This window comes from Chitinophaga polysaccharea, from assembly GCF_007829335.1.
In the GTDB taxonomy this organism is placed as follows: Bacteria; Bacteroidota; Bacteroidia; order Chitinophagales; family Chitinophagaceae; genus Chitinophaga; species Chitinophaga polysaccharea_B.
On the sequence record NZ_VIWO01000006.1, the window covers coordinates 271017 to 287685 of the forward strand.

The 16669-nt window shown below is 49.5% G+C and carries 14 protein-coding genes; 6 read left to right on the top strand and 8 right to left on the bottom strand.

Annotated elements, in window-relative coordinates; all coding sequences use genetic code 11:
• Positions 1-29 precede the first annotated feature (29 nt).
• A complete protein-coding gene (gene purU, locus FHW36_RS20440) occupies positions 30-896 on the top strand; it encodes a formyltetrahydrofolate deformylase (RefSeq protein WP_145671443.1) in 867 nt (288 codons plus the stop codon).
• Positions 897-1004: 108 nt separating this feature from the next.
• Here purU and FHW36_RS20445 read toward each other — a convergent pair whose 3' ends face one another.
• The gene (locus tag FHW36_RS20445; RefSeq protein ID WP_145671444.1) at positions 1005-1592 is read right to left on the bottom strand and encodes a hypothetical protein; all 588 of its coding nucleotides are present in this window, start codon (positions 1590-1592) and stop codon (positions 1005-1007) included.
• A gap of 72 nt (positions 1593-1664) precedes the next feature.
• Here FHW36_RS20445 and FHW36_RS20450 point away from each other — a divergent pair, with 72 nt between their 5' ends.
• Positions 1665-2495 (top strand): CHAD domain-containing protein, encoded by an 831-nt coding sequence (locus FHW36_RS20450; RefSeq protein ID WP_186452542.1) that lies wholly within the window; start codon positions 1665-1667, stop codon positions 2493-2495.
• A 3-nt stretch (positions 2496-2498) separates the two neighbouring features.
• Here the strand turns inward: FHW36_RS20450 and hutG are convergent, their stop codons facing one another.
• From hutG to FHW36_RS20480, 6 genes are all read right to left on the bottom strand, one after another.
• Positions 2499-3503, bottom strand: a complete 1005-nt coding sequence (hutG, locus tag FHW36_RS20455) for a formimidoylglutamase (RefSeq protein WP_145671446.1) — start codon at positions 3501-3503, stop codon at positions 2499-2501.
• Complete coding sequence (gene hutI / locus FHW36_RS20460; RefSeq protein WP_145671447.1) at positions 3500-4732, bottom strand: imidazolonepropionase; 1233 nt, start codon at positions 4730-4732, stop codon at positions 3500-3502. The genes hutG and hutI overlap by 4 nt, the downstream gene beginning before the upstream one ends.
• A 109-nt stretch (positions 4733-4841) precedes the next feature.
• Positions 4842-6509 (bottom strand): urocanate hydratase, encoded by a 1668-nt coding sequence (gene hutU, locus FHW36_RS20465; RefSeq protein WP_145671448.1) that lies wholly within the window; start codon positions 6507-6509, stop codon positions 4842-4844.
• Positions 6487-8055: a histidine ammonia-lyase gene (gene hutH, locus FHW36_RS20470; protein ID WP_145671449.1), complete on the bottom strand. Its 1569-nt coding sequence runs from the start codon at positions 8053-8055 to the stop codon at positions 6487-6489. Before hutH ends, hutU begins: the two co-directional genes overlap by 23 nt.
• Before the next feature lie 29 nt (positions 8056-8084).
• Positions 8085-8564: a MarR family winged helix-turn-helix transcriptional regulator gene (locus tag FHW36_RS20475; RefSeq protein WP_145671450.1), complete on the bottom strand. Its 480-nt coding sequence runs from the start codon at positions 8562-8564 to the stop codon at positions 8085-8087.
• Positions 8565-8678: 114 nt separating this feature from the next.
• Complete coding sequence (locus FHW36_RS20480) at positions 8679-9080, bottom strand: SET domain-containing protein (RefSeq protein ID WP_145671451.1); 402 nt, start codon at positions 9078-9080, stop codon at positions 8679-8681.
• A gap of 126 nt (positions 9081-9206) precedes the next feature.
• On the opposite strand from FHW36_RS20480, the gene FHW36_RS20485 reads away from it, so the two are divergent.
• On the top strand, positions 9207-10085 hold the full coding sequence (locus FHW36_RS20485; protein ID WP_145671452.1) for a bestrophin family protein: 879 nt from the start codon (positions 9207-9209) through the stop codon (positions 10083-10085).
• 58 nt (positions 10086-10143) lie between these two features.
• On the top strand, positions 10144-11520 hold the full coding sequence (gene mgtE / locus FHW36_RS20490) for a magnesium transporter (RefSeq protein ID WP_145671453.1): 1377 nt from the start codon (positions 10144-10146) through the stop codon (positions 11518-11520).
• Positions 11521-11563: 43 nt separating this feature from the next.
• Here mgtE and FHW36_RS20495 read toward each other — a convergent pair whose 3' ends face one another.
• Entirely contained in the window at positions 11564-12097 is a 534-nt protein-coding gene (locus FHW36_RS20495; RefSeq protein ID WP_145671454.1) for a histidine phosphatase family protein, read from the bottom strand.
• A gap of 102 nt (positions 12098-12199) precedes the next feature.
• On the opposite strand from FHW36_RS20495, the gene FHW36_RS20500 reads away from it, so the two are divergent.
• Together FHW36_RS20500 and glmS are read left to right on the top strand one after the other, a co-directional pair.
• Positions 12200-14566: a S9 family peptidase gene (locus tag FHW36_RS20500; RefSeq protein ID WP_145671455.1), complete on the top strand. Its 2367-nt coding sequence runs from the start codon at positions 12200-12202 to the stop codon at positions 14564-14566.
• 261 nt (positions 14567-14827) lie between these two features.
• On the top strand, positions 14828-16663 hold the full coding sequence (glmS, locus tag FHW36_RS20505) for a glutamine--fructose-6-phosphate transaminase (isomerizing) (RefSeq protein ID WP_145671456.1): 1836 nt from the start codon (positions 14828-14830) through the stop codon (positions 16661-16663).
• The last annotated feature ends 6 nt before the right edge of the window (positions 16664-16669 follow it).

Consider the following 16669-nt stretch of genomic DNA (forward strand, 5'->3'; position numbering starts at 1 on the left):
TGTATTAATATTATTATTTTGGTAACTATATGTCAAACCACACTACACCTATCACCGCCTGCCTGTTGATCTGTTGTCCCGACAGGCCCGGTATTGTTGCCGGGGTATCCCGGTTTCTTTACCAATCCGGTGCAAATATACTTGATGCGAGCCAACACAGCACTGATCCCAGGGAGGGTTTATTTTTCATGCGTATGGAATTCCATTTGGACGAGCTGGACAAAGCCAGGCTGGAAGCCACTTTCCAGGAGGAAGTAGCCACGCCCCTGCATATGGAATGGAAGATCGATTATAGTGATCAGCGCAAACGTATGGCTATCCTGGTATCTGCCTATGATCACTGTTTGCTGGAATTATTGTGGAGATGGAAAAGCGGGGAGTTGCCTGTAGAAATTCCGTTGGTAATCTCCAATCACACTAAACTGGAAAATGATTGCCGCGCGATGGGGATCCCGTTTCACTATCTCCCGGTAAACCCTGATAACAAAGCTGCCCAGGAACAAGCGGCCATTCGCTTACTGGAAGAACATGCGATCGATTTTACGGTACTGGCCCGGTACATGCAAATATTATCCCCGGAATTCGTGGGCAGGTATCCACAACGGATTATTAACATCCACCACTCCTTTTTGCCTGCGTTTGCCGGCGCGCGGCCTTACCTCAACGCCTACACGAGAGGTGTTAAACTGATTGGCGCTACCGCGCACTATGTAACCAATGAACTGGACGAAGGACCCATTATAGAGCAGGATGTAGTCAGGGTAAGCCATAAACATACCGTGGAAGACCTGGTAATGCTGGGACGGGATATTGAACGGCAGGTACTGACCCGGGCGGTAAAAGCACATGTGGAAAACCGGGTATTGCTACATGGCAATAAAACCATTGTTTTTTAATAGCAGAAGGCATAAAGCAAAAAGCTATTGTAGCGAATGAAAATAGCGGATAAATACTTACTCGCTCTGGTCATTCACTACAATCGCTTTTTGTTTTCTGCTTTCTACTTATTTACCCAGGAATTTAGCCAGTTTCTTTCCGGCTACTGCATACGACTCTGTGATGCGCATACCAGTATCGAAATCGAATCCCATCATACGGCCAGGAGCATTATCTACGGATATTTTTGCCAGGGTTTTACCTTTGTTGGCTGTTTCCACGATCAGCACTTCCGCGTCAATGTAAGAGTTTTTGCGGGCCACGCCTACATTGAATCCCGGCTCTATGAAAGTGGTGTGAAAGATCAGGGTATACTTCGCATTGGGGAAGCTGCCTGCCTTGATGTCTCCGTTGTCATTAAACAACTCATCAAACTTAGGCTCATAGCGGGAAGCGCGATCGGCTACCCATGCTTTAGCCCAGGTATCGCCTTTACCTGGCTCTTTCTTATTGTACTCAGCTGTTTTCTTCTGCACATAATCTTCCTCGCTGTCTTTACCAACAGACAGGTGATCATACGTAAATTCGACATTGAGTTCTTTCTGGTCTTTTAATACGGCCGGATCGCCGTCTACCAGTTTAATCTTCTGTGCTGCCGCGGGAAGGCACAATACAGATAACAGCAATACTGCTGCCACTTTGGGGATTAGTTGCATAACATAACAATTTTGGGCAAAAATATTGAATTTCCCGGGATTGCGGCGGATTTTATGTTAACTTTAGTAAGCATGTTACTTACCGCATTATATCAGTATTTGCGTAAAGAGTGCGATACGGTGATATCGGCGTACGACACCCTGCAACAAATGCAGGGAGATGCAGATGCTGTACACCAGCTCCGGGTGGGCGTAAAAAAACTCCGGGCATTTTTCGCGCTCGCCAAACAATTGCCAGACTATTCTTTCGGTGCAGGAAAACACCTGCATACCGCAAGGCTGATACAGTCTGTGGGAGGGGCTTCCAGGGATGCGCATCTGCAGGAAAAACACCTGCGCCTATACGAAAAGAAAGTTGCCTGGCGCTTTTCGTTTGCGCATTTATTGCTACAAAAGAAACATACCACTGCTATCGACCTGCTACAGGACACGATCAAACATACTTCATTGAAAAAGCTGGAAACCTTGCCCGAACGCTTCAGCAAGGCCATTGAAAAAATGGATAAAACTGCCGCTACCGAGGCCCTCCGGCAATATCTCTATCAGCAGCATCAGCAGATAATTTTACCCGCTGGCAGGGTACATCATGCGGAATGGCATGAGGTAAGAAAGCAGGTAAAGTCGCTGTATTACCAGCTGACCATACTGGCTGAAGTACTGCCTACTACGTACACCGACACCTTGACCAAACATACCGGCAAGGCGGGTGAATTGCTGGGGCAATGGCACGACACCAGCGAATTGTCGTTGTTTGTAGGCCACACCATTACCCAATTAAGGAAAGAAAAAATAGCATTGCCCGAACCAGTGCGGCAACTACAGTCACGCTTAAAAGCAGATACCAGAGCCCAGCTGTTGCAGTGTTCCAAACAAATAAAAATGTTGATGGAAATTGGCTACTAGCGGCTAAAAGCTAAACTCCCCACAATAGGCCATCACTGTTTCAAAAATGAGGGCAGCCCCCAGTTTGGCCGTGCGGCTGTCGATGTCCAGCGAAGGGTTCAGTTCCGCAATATCGACCCCTGCCACCTTTCCACTTTGTAATATTTTACGATAGCATTGTAGAAATAATCCTCCGGGCATAATGCCGTTATAGGCCGTAGCACTTACGCCAGGTGCAAAAGGAGCGGCAAATACGTCCAAACAGGTAGTGAGGTACACTTTATCTACCTGGCTGAGAAAATGCTGAATGGCGGCAAACAGGGTGTCTTTATCATTCAGGTGGAAAGCGTCTGCGCTCACATAGGTAGCTTCCTCTTCCCCGGCGATATTGAACAACTGTCGGGTATTGCCCAGTTTCTGTATACCGAGAGCGAGGTAATGAAAAGGCGTTCCGGCCTGTTTGCAATCCTGCGCCAGCTGCCAGAAGCCGGTGCCGGAGCTGGCGCCCTGTTCGTCAGGAATACGGATATCGAAATGTGCGTCGAAGTTGATGAATCCTACCTGTTGCCGTGCCGCGAACTGGCGTATACCACTGGCATGACCATACGCAATTTCATGTCCGCCACCCAGCAGTACCGGAAGGTAGCCGGCAAGCAGTATTGTTTGCACGGCTTCGCGGAGTACGGTTTGTGCATTTTCCAGCTCTCCGTTTACACATACGATATCTCCTGCATCCAGCAATATCGTTTGTGCGTTGAAGTGAACAGGGAAACCGGCGATGGCTTTACGTAGTGCCGCCGGGCCTTCTGCGGCGCCTACCCTGCCTTTATTACGACGCACGCCTTCATCGCAGGCAAACCCCAGCAGGGCAATCCCTTTCTGTCCGGGTAATAATGCGGGCAATGGTTCCTGTAGCAGGTTGGTTACTTTTATTACCTGGTGCCAGCGCAGCAAATCCGGTTCGGTGCCGTCGGTGCGGCCTGTCCAGGTATTTGCTGCGGTTGGCTGATAGCTTTCCTTTGTTATCATATTGATACTAGTTCTCCTTTTTTCCACACCATAGCAGGTTTCATCTTACCCTGATAATAGAGGATATCCCTGTAATCAGCGGTTGGATAAGCCTGTAAGTCGGCCATATAGCCGGGTATTAGTTGACCGGCATTGCGTAACTGCAGGGCCGGTGCGGCCCTCAGGGTCAATGCGGCCAGGACTTCTGCTGTGGACAATTTCTCTGCGGCGCTCATCACGGCAGCCTGCACCAGCAAGTCGCCCATTGGCGCTGATCCGGGGTTCCAGTCGCTGGCGATGGCAACACAAGCGCCAGCGTTCAACAACTTACGGGCCGGTGCATAGGGCATGCCCAGTCCCAGCGAAGCACCCGGCAAAACTACAGCAACCGTATCAGAATTTGCCAGTAAAGCGATTTCTTTTTCTGTGCTGGCTTCGAGATGATCGGCAGATAAAGCGCCAGCGCTAACGGCTACTGCAGCGCCGCCGGCGCTGAACTGATCGGCATGCACGGTGGCCGCAAAGCCTTGCTGCATGGCCTTTTGCAAAAAGGAGGCAGCAGCAGCGGCAGAAAAAGCTGTTTCTTCAATAAAAATATCCACCCGTTGGGTCAGCTGTTCCTGTTTCAGTATGGGCAATAGCTCCTGTAAGATCCATTGCAGGTAAGCTTCTTCCGAATCGTTGTAGTCGCGGGGCTTCATATGCGCGGCCAGGCAAGTAGGTACCAATGCAGCTTTTGTATGCAGCGCTGCCTGCTGGATGGCGCGCAGCATTTTTAATTCACTCTCTTCGTTGAGACCGTAGCCGCTTTTCACTTCAATGGTGGTAACGCCTTCTTTTAAATGGCGATTGGCCCGGGCGACTATATTTTCGGTAAGTGTAACGAGATCGGCTACACGCGTTTTGGTGACCGAATCCCAGATACCGCCGCCGGCACGGGCAATTTCCAGGTAGCTTTTCCCGGCAATGCGCATGGCATAGTCGCGGCTGCGGGTGCCGTCATAACAGATATGGGTATGGCAATCGATAAACCCGGGTAGTAATACCATGGGCGTATCTATAAAAGCAATTTCACTGTCGGGGTATCGTTGCAGGAGCGACTTATAATCTGCCACCGCAACAATGTTACCGTTTTCCACCACCACGCCTCCTTTTTCTATCACCTTGAGCTGCTCATCCTGCAGGGCGCCCTTCAGCGACAGATCTGTCATGGGTAATATTTGGGCGAAAGGACCGAGTAATGTTTTCATGGTTTATTTTTTGAGCTGAAAGCACAAAGCATAAAGCCATTGGTGCGAATAATTAAAGCGAATATAACACCATCAACTTTATGCTTTCTGCTTTCAGCTTTTTTTGCTTTTAATAAATTTCAAACTTTCTTCCCCATTCCTGTGCCTTTTCATAACCGGCATCTGCATGGCGATAAATGCCCAGTGCGGGATCATTGAACAGTACGCGGCTCAGGCAGGCTGCGGCACGCTCTGTACCATCGGCCAATACTACCATTCCGGCATGTTGAGAATATCCCATGCCTACGCCACCACCGTGATGGAAAGATACCCAGGTAGCGCCGCCGCCGGTATTGGCCATGAGGTTGAGTAATGGCCAGTCGCTAACGGCATCGGAGCCATCGAGCATCGCTTCCGTTTCCCGGTTAGGGGATGCCACTGAGCCACAGTCGAGGTGATCACGGCCAATAACAATCGGCGCTTTCACTTTCCCTGTTCTTACCAGCTCATTGAAAATAAGGCCGGCCTTTTCGCGCTCACCGAGGCCCAGCCAGCAAATGCGGGCGGGAAGTCCCTGGAAGGCCACCTTTTCCTGGGCTTGTTTCAGCCAGTTGATCAGGTGGGTATTTTCGGGGAATGCTTCCATGAGTGCGCGATCGGTGGTATAAATATCTTCCGGATCGCCGGAGAGGGCTACCCAGCGGAAGGGTCCTTTTCCTTCGCAGAATAACGGGCGAATATAAGCGGGCGTGAAGCCGGGGAAATTAAAAGCGTTAGGCTCTCCTCCTTCCCTGGCAAACTCGCGCAGGTTGTTACCATAGTCGAAAGTAATGGCGCCTTTCTGTTGTAATTGCAGCATGAAGCCAACGTGACGAGCCATGCTTTTCAGCGATAATTCGCGGTACCTGGCCGGGTCTTGCTTACGAAGGTCCAATGCCGCCGCCAACGTCATGCCATTAGGTACATAACCATTCAGCGGGTCATGGGCCGAAGTTTGGTCGGTGAGGATATCGGGAATGATATTGTCTCTCAGCATTCTTTCCAGCATATCACCGGCATCGCTTACCAGGCCAATGGAGAGCGCCTGCCCTTTGGCCTGGGCCTCTTTGGCCCATTGGATGGCTTCTTCGTAAGAATAAGTCATGCGATCGATATAGCGGGTATCTAGTCTTTTCTGGATACGGGTAGGATCGATGTCGGCGCCAATGAATACAGCGCCCGCCATGGTAGCAGCCAGGGGCTGGGCGCCACCCATACCACCGATACCCGCAGTAACCAGTAGTTTACCGGACAGGCTGCCGTTGAAATGTTGACGGCCGCATTCCATAAAGGTTTCATAGGTACCTTGTAAGATGCCCTGGGTACCAATATAGATCCAGCTACCGGCAGTCATTTGCCCGTACATCATCAGGCCTTTGGCTCTTAACTCGTTGAAATGCTCCCAGGTAGCCCATTTGGGAACCAAGTTGCTGTTGGCAAGCATTACGCGTGGAGCCTGGGGATGGGTGCGTACAATACCCACCGGCTTTCCCGACTGCACCAGCAGGGAGTGATGGTCGTCCAATACCAGCAGGGATTCAATAATTTTTTGCAGCGCTTCGCGGTTGCGGGCTGCCTGGCCTATACCACCGTATACCACCAGTTCATCCGGGTTTTCGGCTACTTCGGCATCCAGGTTATTGAGCAACATGCGCAGGGGCGCTTCTGTTTGCCAGGATCTGGCATGCAGCTGTGTACCGCGTGGGGCCTTATAATGCGGGTGGGCTGCGTAGGTTTTAATAAAGTCCAAACTGGTCATTGTAAACTCCGTTTAAGTTAAGTTGATGACTGGTGGCGGCTTCATTGGCTACGCGTACCAGCGATTGATTGGTGATGATATGATGAAGGGCGGCAATATCGTTGGCGAAGATGCGGTCCTTAGCGGCAAACGTTACCTGTTCGCGGGTATAGCGATGCACGGCTTCCAGTACCGGGCCCGATTTCAATGGCCGGCGGAAATCCACTGCCTGGGCGGCATACAGCAACTCTATAGCCAATATGTATTCCAGGTTATCGATCACCTGGTTCAGTTTTCGTCCACTGATAGATCCCATGGATACATGGTCTTCCTGGCCCAGGGAAGTGGGTACACTATCGGCGCTGGCAGGGAAACAGAGTGTTTTGTTTTCTGTTACCAGGGCGGCTGTGGTGTATTGGGGGATCATGAAACCGGAGTTAAGCCCGGCGTCCTGGATCAGGAGTTTAGGCAGGCCATATCTTCCTTCGATCATCATATAACAACGCCTGTCGGAGATATTGCCCAGCTCCGCAGCCGCTACGGTGGCGTAGTCCAGGGGAAGGGCCATAGGTTGTCCGTGGAAGTTACCACCGCTGATAGTATCTTCTGCGCTGAAAATAATCGGGTTATCGGTAACGGCGTTCAACTCTATGGTAGTGAGTTCGAGTAAATGCAGCCAGGCAGTGCGGGAGGCGCCATGTACCTGTGGCATACAACGCAGGGAGTAAGGATCCTGTACGCGGCCACATTCTACATGCGATGACATAATTTCAGAATGGTCGAGCAATGTTTTCAAGCGGTGCGCTACCAGCTGGTTACCAGGGAAAGGACGGATGGCATGTAAGCGGGGATCGAAAGGTTTGGCGGTGCCCATGAGCCCTTCGAGGGAAAGGGCGCCGATGATATCGGCCGCTTCCAGCGCGTTGTGCAGGCGTTGCACGGCTTTTACGGCAAACGACAGGATGAACTGAGTACCGTTGATCAGTGCCAGTCCTTCTTTGGGCCCCAGTACAATGGGTTGTATGCCTTCCTGTTGCATCATGGCGGCGGTATCAGTTTTCTGCCCTTTGTACCATACGAGGCCAAGTCCGATCAGCGGGAGGAAGAGGTGCGACAATGGCGCCAGGTCGCCGGAGGCGCCCACAGAGCCTTTTTCAGGCACGAGGGGAGTTACCTGGTGATCGATATGCCAGATGATCCGTTCCAGGGTAGACAATGCCACCCCTGAAAAGCCCTGTGCCAATGCATGCACTTTGGTGATCAGCATAATACGGGCCACTTCTTCCGGGATAGGATTTCCTACGCCTACACTGTGGCTTTGCAGGATGTTGTACTGGAGCGCGCGGGTATCTTCTTCGGATATTTTGGTATCACAGAGCGGGCCAAAGCCGGTGTTGATACCGTATACCGTGGTATGTTGGGACACGATGGTTTGTACATACCCGAAGCTGGTTTGTACACGGTTGATGACTTCCGGTATCAGTATTCCTTTCACTTTGCCGGCCGCAATATCGATGGCGGTGGCAACGGTGAGCTGGTCAATACCATACTTAAAAATGTCACTCATATTAGGAAGATTTTCTGGTGTATGATGTATTAAAGTTGTTGTTTGATCCTTTCTGACAGCGGCTTTTGCTGTACGGCTTGTTCAATTTGTGCGATGGCTGCCAATACCTGCTGACTTTGTTTGTTTTCCATGGCCAGTTCATTCATGGCACTGGTAATAGCTTCCCATATGGGTTGTATCTGGTGCAGTAGTTCTTCTCCTTTTTTAGAGAAGGCCACCAGCTGCCGGCGTCCATCCTCTTTGCAGGGAGTGGTTTTCAGCAGTCCTTTCTTTTTCAGGTTAGTCACCATCTGGCTAACGGCGGAATGGGATATTTCCAGCTGTTCGGAGATGTCGATCATGGGGATGGACTGTTGCTTCGACAACAGGTAAAATACGGGGAACCAGCTGGCGTCAAAGGCGATGCCTGCCTGTTCATATACTTTATTTACTTCCATGAGGAAGTATTCGCTCAACCGGCGAAGGCGGCTGCCAAAGACGAGATAACCTAGTGATGGATAGAATGACATATCTTATTATTTACATAAGTGATTATACAATTCAATTTATATAAGCACTTATACAATATTACAAAAGAAATACGAAAAAAAGCCGCAGGCGGGTATTTTTTCGTATTTCTTTAATTACTTAGTTTTTTGTTTCTTTTTTACATCGAACCAAAGCGGGGAGGTATCAGTGATATCGCCATTATAGTTAATAAAAAGTTCTTCTCCTTTTTTGATTTCACGGAGGGTAATGATGCTCATGGTTTCTTCAGAAAAATCCATTTCATACTCACAGTTAGGGTGGTAGTCGTGGTTATAGATGGAGCAAAAGCCCAGTGCCACGCAGGATTTGGTTTCTTTAGGTCCCCAGAGAAAGATATAATTATGGAGCCTGGTCTGGTCCACAATGTCGGTATCGCTGTTAGAGAGAACAAGTACGGGGGATGTTTCTATTCTTGTTCCAGCCGGAATATTTTCGGTAGTATATACTCCTCTGCCTCTGCCCTTCGATTTATCAATGTACAAGTACGGCTTTATCATAGCGCTATTTCAGATAATAAGAAGACGTAAAGTAAAGTTAAACGAAGAAGTTATCAAAATCATGTTGAAAAAATTTAGGTTTGCGGCCCGGAAAATATTTTTTTTGCCTTTCATGAACCTGAATATATGATCAATTATAACCCAAAAGAGTGGTTTACGTTTATTTTCCGTATTCACAAAGCGGATACGGTGAGAAAGCTGTTTCCGATGTTTATAGCCCTCGCTGTTTATGCCACCATCATTGCCTGGCTGGAGTTGTCGGTATGGAAGCTATCGGCCAACAGCGAGGTGAAGAACATATCCCTCATGCACGGTTTGCTGGGTTTTGTGATTTCGCTGCTGCTGGTATTCCGCACCAATACGGCGTATGACCGTTGGTGGGAAGGCAGGCGGCAATGGGGGGCGCTGGTCAATTCCAGCCGCAACCTGGCCATGAAGCTACAGGCCATATTGCCAGCCGGTAATACCGAAGCCCGGGAGTTCTATAAAGTAATGATCCCCAATTTTGCCTACGGCCTCAAGAACCATTTGCGCAAAAGCTATATAGCCGCCGAGATGGAAGCCCTGCCCGGCCAGGAAGCCTTCCTGGCTGATACCGGCAAGCATGTCCCTAATCAGCTGGCTTTGCAGATCACGACCAAAACCATGGAGCTATACCGTAGTGGCAACATCAGCGGCGATCAGCTGATTGTGATCAATAACGAGTTACAGAGCTTCGCCGATGTATGCGGCGCCTGTGAGCGGATCAGGAATACCCCTATCCCCTTTTCCTACAGCGCATTTATTAAAAAGTTTATATTCTTTTATGTGATGTCCATGCCATTTGGATATGTATTCAGCCTGGGCTACCTGATTGTGCCCATGATTGTATTCGTATTCTTTGTATTGGCCAGCCTGGAGCTGATCGCAGAAGAAATTGAGGATCCGTTTGGCTGGGATGCCAACGACCTGCCCCTGGATACCATTTGCGGCAATATCCGGCTGCATGTATCAGAATTATTATAACGACTGTCCCGGCAGCGTGCTATTTTAACTTATTTTCGCAGATAGAGGCAATTTGTACATGGAAAATGAAGCTTTACTGGAAAAATTCCAGACACTGACAGATGAAAAGAATTACCGCGAGCTGTCAGTATACCTGGATGATCAGCTGATAACGGATATAGCCGAACTGATTCACGAAGATCCGGATGAAGCCGATGTGATTATCAATAACCTGTCGATCAGCAGAGCGGCAGCGGCTTTCCGCATCCTGGATTTTCCTTTGCAGGAAGATGTGATCCGTACTTTGTCGGCCGCGAAGATTGCGGAACTGATGAATGAGCTGCCGGCGGATGACCGCACCGCCTTCCTGGAAGAATTGCCTAGCGAGGCGGTAAAAGAACTGATTAAGCTACTCGATCCCGAAGAAAGACGTATTACCCTGTCGCTCCTGGGCTACAAGGAAAACAGCGTAGGCCGTATCATGACGCCCGACTACATTGCCGTCAGGGAAGAGTGGACAGTAAAGCGCGTACTGGATTATATCCGGGAATATGGAAAAGACAGTGAAACGATCGATGTAATATATGTGATCGATGAAAAAGGTCATCTGCTGGATGACTTCCGGATACGGGAATTCCTGCTGGTATCTACAGATACGGTAGTGCATACCCTGATGGACGACCGGTTTGTATCCCTGCATGCCAATGATGACCAGGAAGAAGCCATCCAGGTGTTCCGGATGGAAAACCGGGTAGCCTTGCCCGTAGTAGACGACCAGGGCATCCTGCTGGGCATTGTGACCATCGACGATATGTTGTGGATCGCTAACGAAGAACATACAGAAGATATCCAAAAGATTGGTGGTACCGAGGCCCTGGATGAGCCTTATCTCGATATGCCTTTGCTGAAACTGGTAAAAAAACGTGTAGGCTGGCTGGTAGTATTATTTATCGGGGAGATGCTGACCGCTACCGCCATGGGATTTTTTGAAGACGAAATAGCCAAAGCGGTAGTGCTGGCACTATTTGTACCTCTCATTATTTCCAGTGGAGGTAACAGCGGTTCCCAGGCTTCTACCCTGATTATACAGGCCATGGCCCTGGGCGAAATTACCGTAACCGACTGGTGGCGGGTCATGCGCCGGGAAATTCTCTCCGGCCTGCTACTGGGCGGCGTATTGGGTTGTATCGGCTTTATACGCATCCTGCTCTGGAATACCCTGTTCCATACTTATGGCGCCCATACAGTGCTGATTGGCGCTACAGTGGGCATTTCGCTGATAGGCGTGGTGTTATGGGGTACCCTTTCCGGATCGATGCTACCGCTTGTACTTAAAAAATGCGGCGCCGACCCGGCTACTTCCTCCGCACCGTTTGTAGCTACCCTGGTAGACGTAACGGGGTTACTGATTTACTTCTCTGTGGCTTATACCCTTATGAGGGGAATATTATTGTAAGGTAAAAGCCTCCGGCTTTTGCCTTACGTTTTTTAGCGCCTTATCAAAAGCTGATCTCTTTCAGCGTTGTTTCCGCCTTAGTCTTTCTGACAATAAATAATTTATCGTACTCCATGTCCCGGATAGAATCCCTGGCAGGACTTACTTTCAGGCTGCGTAGCAGGGGGATGATTGTGTGCGCATGTCCGACCACCAGGATACGTTTGCCCCAGTCTTCATGCCGGGTTACCTGGTAAATAAAAGACTCCCCACTGGTATCTGCCTGGTAAAAACAGGTGTCGAGATGCAGCTGTATACGTAGACTGTCGGCCGTGGCCACTGCTCTTTTATAGGGCGTGGTGTAAATTTTATTCAGCCCTGAATCCTTTAGCAGCCTGTATAAAGCGCCTGCGCGGGCATTGCCGGCAGCGGTGAGTACAGAGTCCGGACCCGGGCATTCTTCTGCATGCCGTACGATATAAAAAGTGCCGGTTAAAAAAGTGGTGTCTTCCGCTACTGGTATGGGTTGCCGTACCGGTTGTTTGGGCTGGCAGGCTATGAATAGCAAGAGGGAAAGCAATATTGGCATTATGCGCATAAAGCGGATTTAAAACAGATGACCGCAGTACGTCCATCCAAAACTTATGTCAATTTATGATTAAACTGTTACATTTATTCCCCAACAAATTAATGAACCACTATGAGATATTGGGTAATACCCGCCATTATTTTTTTTTCAGCCAACAGCACCTTTGCCCAGCAAGCCGGGCCGCTTACGGTAGAAAAGATGATGCGAGATCCGAAATGGATAGGAACTTCTCCTGATCATGTTTTCTGGGGTACCGACAACCAAACCGTGTACTTCGACTGGAACCCGGATAAACAGCTGAGCGACTCCCTATACTATGCCAGCACAAAGAACAACACGCCCCGAAAAACCGATGCGGCCGAAAGGGCCCTCATCAAGGCCAGGGCCTCCGGCGCCTATAACACGGATAAAACTTTACTGGCTTATAGCTACCAGGGAGATATTTATTTACTGGAGATAAAAACCGGGAAGGTGACCCGTATTACCAATACTGCCGCCACGGAAAACAGCCCTGTGTTCAGCTTTGGCGGTAAGCAGGTGGTATTCCAGCAAAACAACGACCTGTTTGCGTGGGACCGTGCCGGCGGGTTGATCAGCCAGCTGACCAGCTTTGATAACGGCAGTAAGCCGGTTGACCGCGACGAGCGCAAGGTGGGTAACGTGGAAGAACAAACGCTGAAAGCACAACAACTGGAGCTGATGCAGGTTGTACGCGACCGCACGGCTAAGAAAGACGCTGCCACGGCCTTCAATAGAGCACATGAGCCGGCAACCCTGCGCCGCCTGTACCTGCAAAACAAATCGCTTTATAATATCGGTATCAGCCCCGACGGACGATTCATTACCTATACCCTGTATACGGCGCCTACCGGCATACGCAATACCATCGTTCCTGAATTCGTGACGGCCAGCGGCTATACCACCGATATCTCCACCCGCGATAAAGTGGGGTCGCCGCAGGGCAGCTATGAAAGCTATGTATACGACCGGCAACGCGATACCATGCTTCCGGTTAAAACGACCGACCTGCCGGGAATAAAAGATCAGCCGGATTACGTAAAAGACTATACGAAAAAGGATACGCCCGCGGTAAGGGACGTACAGGTAAACGGGCCCTGGTGGTCTGACCAGGGCACCCATGCCATCGCAGAAGTGCGCTCCCAGGACAATAAAGACCGCTGGATAGTATTGCTGGATGCCGCCACCGGTACCCTGAAAACATTGAACCGGCAGCGGGACGAGGCCTGGATTGGCGGTCCGGGTATCGATTGGGGCAATGGCAACATTGGCTGGATAGATGAAAATACCGCCTGGTTTCAATCGGAAGCCACCGGCTATTCCCACCTATACACGGTAAACGTGAACAACGGCGACGTGAAACAACTGACCAGCGGTCAGTACGAGATACAGGACGCGCAGCTATCGCCCGATAAAAAGTATTTCTATCTCACCACCAACGAAGTACACCCGGGAGAAAAACAGTTTTACCGTATGCCTGTTCAAGGTGGAAGGGCTGAAAGAATTACCACGCTGCCTGGCGCCAACGAAGTGCAGGTATCTCCGGATGGCAAGTGGTTAGCGTTTCGTTATTCTTATTCCAACAAGCCCTGGGAGCTATACCTGCAGCCTAATAGCCCGGGTAGTCCGTCGGTACAGGTAACCCGCCTGGGACAATCGGATGAGTTCAAATCCTATCCGTGGCGCGATCCGCAGGTGATCACCTTTATGGCCCGCGATCAGCAACCGGTGTATGCCCGCCTGTATACACCCGATCCTGCCAAAAATAATGGAGCAGCAGTAATATTTGTACATGGCGCCGGTTACCTGCAAAATGCACACAAATGGTGGAGCAGCTATTTCCGGGAATATATGTTTCACAACCTGCTCACTGATAAAGGATACACGGTACTGGACATGGATTATCGTGGCAGCGCGGGTTACGGACGTAACTGGCGTACCGGTATTTACCGGCATATGGGCGGCAAAGACCTGGACGATGAAGTAGATGGCGCTAAATATCTGGCAGAAAAATTGCAGGTCGATGCCCGGCGTATCGGGATTTATGGAGGCAGCTATGGTGGCTTTATGACGCTCATGGCTATGTTTACCCAACCCGGTACCTTTGCAGCTGGTGCGGCTTTGCGCTCTGTTACCGACTGGGCGCATTATAACCACGGTTATACCAGCAATATACTGAATGAGCCATTTACGGACAGTATTGCATATCGCCGTTCCTCTCCTATTTATTTCGCAGAGGGATTGCGGGGCAAACTGTTGATGTGTCATGGTATGATAGATACCAACGTGCATTTCCAGGATATCGTGCGTTTATCGCAACGATTGATAGAATTAGGTAAGAATAACTGGGAGCTGGCGGTATATCCGGTAGAAGACCACGGATTTATTACGCCCAGCAGCTGGACAGATGAATATAAAAGAATACTTTTGTTGTTTGAGAGCACGCTCTTAAAACCGTAAAGGCATTTTAATTTTTTTTATTTAGTTATCTCTATAAAAAAAATTAGCAAGGGAATACAGTGAATAATATGGGTGAATGTTAAGGAATCTTAATTTTCTCCTGCATGTTCACGGTATTCCCTTTTTCATTTTACTTTAGGACTATCGTAGAATGCACGCAGACCATATCTTTAACTTAAACAATATTCACATTTCCTGATGTGATTTTAACAATTAATGCGATATTGCAATGATAAACCTTAGCACAAATCCAAAAACCTTATGTGTGGAATAGTAGCTTATATCGGGCAGCGAGAAGCCTACCCGGTAGTATTAAAAGGCCTCAAAAGACTGGAATACCGCGGCTATGACAGCGCGGGGGTAGCCCTCATTAACGGCAGCCTGAAGGTATACAAGAGAAAAGATAAAGTGGCCGCACTCGAAGAGTTCGTGGCAGGCAAAGATATGCACAGTCATATCGCCATCGGGCATACCCGTTGGGCCACCCATGGAGAGCCCTGCGACCGGAATGCCCACCCGCACTTATCCGGCGACGGTAAACTGGCCATGATCCACAATGGCATCATCGAAAACTATGTGCAGTTAAAACAGGAACTGATCAAACAGGGACATACGTTTCTCAGCGATACCGATACGGAAGTTTTGCTCCACTTCATTGAAGAGATCAAAAAACAAAACCAGTGTTCACTCGAAGAAGCCCTGCGCATAGCTTTGAAAAGAGTGGTAGGCGCTTACGTGATCGTATTGATCGATGAAGATAATCCGGATACCCTGATTGCCGCCCGTAAGGGAAGCCCGCTGGTTATCGGCGTGGGTAAAGGAGAACATTTCCTGGCATCAGATGCTTCTCCCATTATCGAGTATACGAAAGAAGTAGTATATGTGAATGACTACGAAATAGCGATTATCAAAGCCGATGAGCTGATCCTGAAAAATATTTCCAATGAAAGGCAAACGCCTTACATACAGCAACTGGACATAGAGCTGGCCGCTATTGAAAAAGGTGGTTATGATCATTTCATGCTGAAAGAAATATTTGAACAACCGCAAACAATCTTCGATAGTTTACGCGGACGCCTCGATGCTAAAAATGGTACGCTCACCATGGGCGGTATGCGCGAGTATGCCGATGTGCTCAGCAATGCCAAACGCATTATCATCGTGGCCTGTGGTACCTCCTGGCACGCCGGGCTGGTAGCTGAGTATATGATTGAAGAGCTGTGCCGTATCCCGGTGGAAGTAGAATACGCGTCGGAGTTCCGTTACCGTAACCCGGTAGTGGGTGAAGGCGATGTAATCATTGCCGTATCACAATCCGGCGAAACTGCCGATACCCTGGTAGCCATTGAAAGCGCCAAAGAAAAAGGCGCTATCATCCTGGGCGTATGTAACGTGGTAGGGTCTTCCATTGCCCGTTTATCACACGCCGGCGCCTATACACATGCAGGCCCTGAAATTGGCGTTGCCAGCACCAAAGCCTTTACCGCCCAGCTGGCGGTGCTTTGCCTGGTAGGCCTGAAACTGGCTGCAGACAAAGGCACCATCACCCCGCAACGTTTTCAACACCTGCTGGACGAACTGGACCAAATCCCGGAAAAAGTAGCCGTGGCACTGAAACTCGACGACCAGGTGAAACAGATAGCAGATAAGTATAAAGATGCCCGCGACTTCCTTTACCTGGGCCGTGGATACAATTTCCCGGTAGCCCTGGAAGGCGCCCTCAAACTGAAAGAAATTTCTTACATCCACGCGGAAGGATACCCTGCAGCAGAAATGAAGCATGGCCCTATTGCCCTGGTAGATGACCAGCTGCCGGTAGTCATAGTGGCTACCAAAGACAGCTATTACGAAAAAGTAGTGTCGAACATCCAGGAAATAAAAGCACGCAAAGGCAAGGTGATCGCCGTAGTTACTGAAGGCGACCAGACCATTCCGCCTATGGCAGATGATGTGATCTTCGTGCCTGCTGCCGATGAAATGGTAGCCCCTATCATTTCCGTTATACCATTACAATTACTGGCTTATCATATAGGCGTATTAAAAGGACTGGACGTTGATAAACCCAGGAACCTTGCGAAATCCGTGACAGTAGAATAGCTGCTG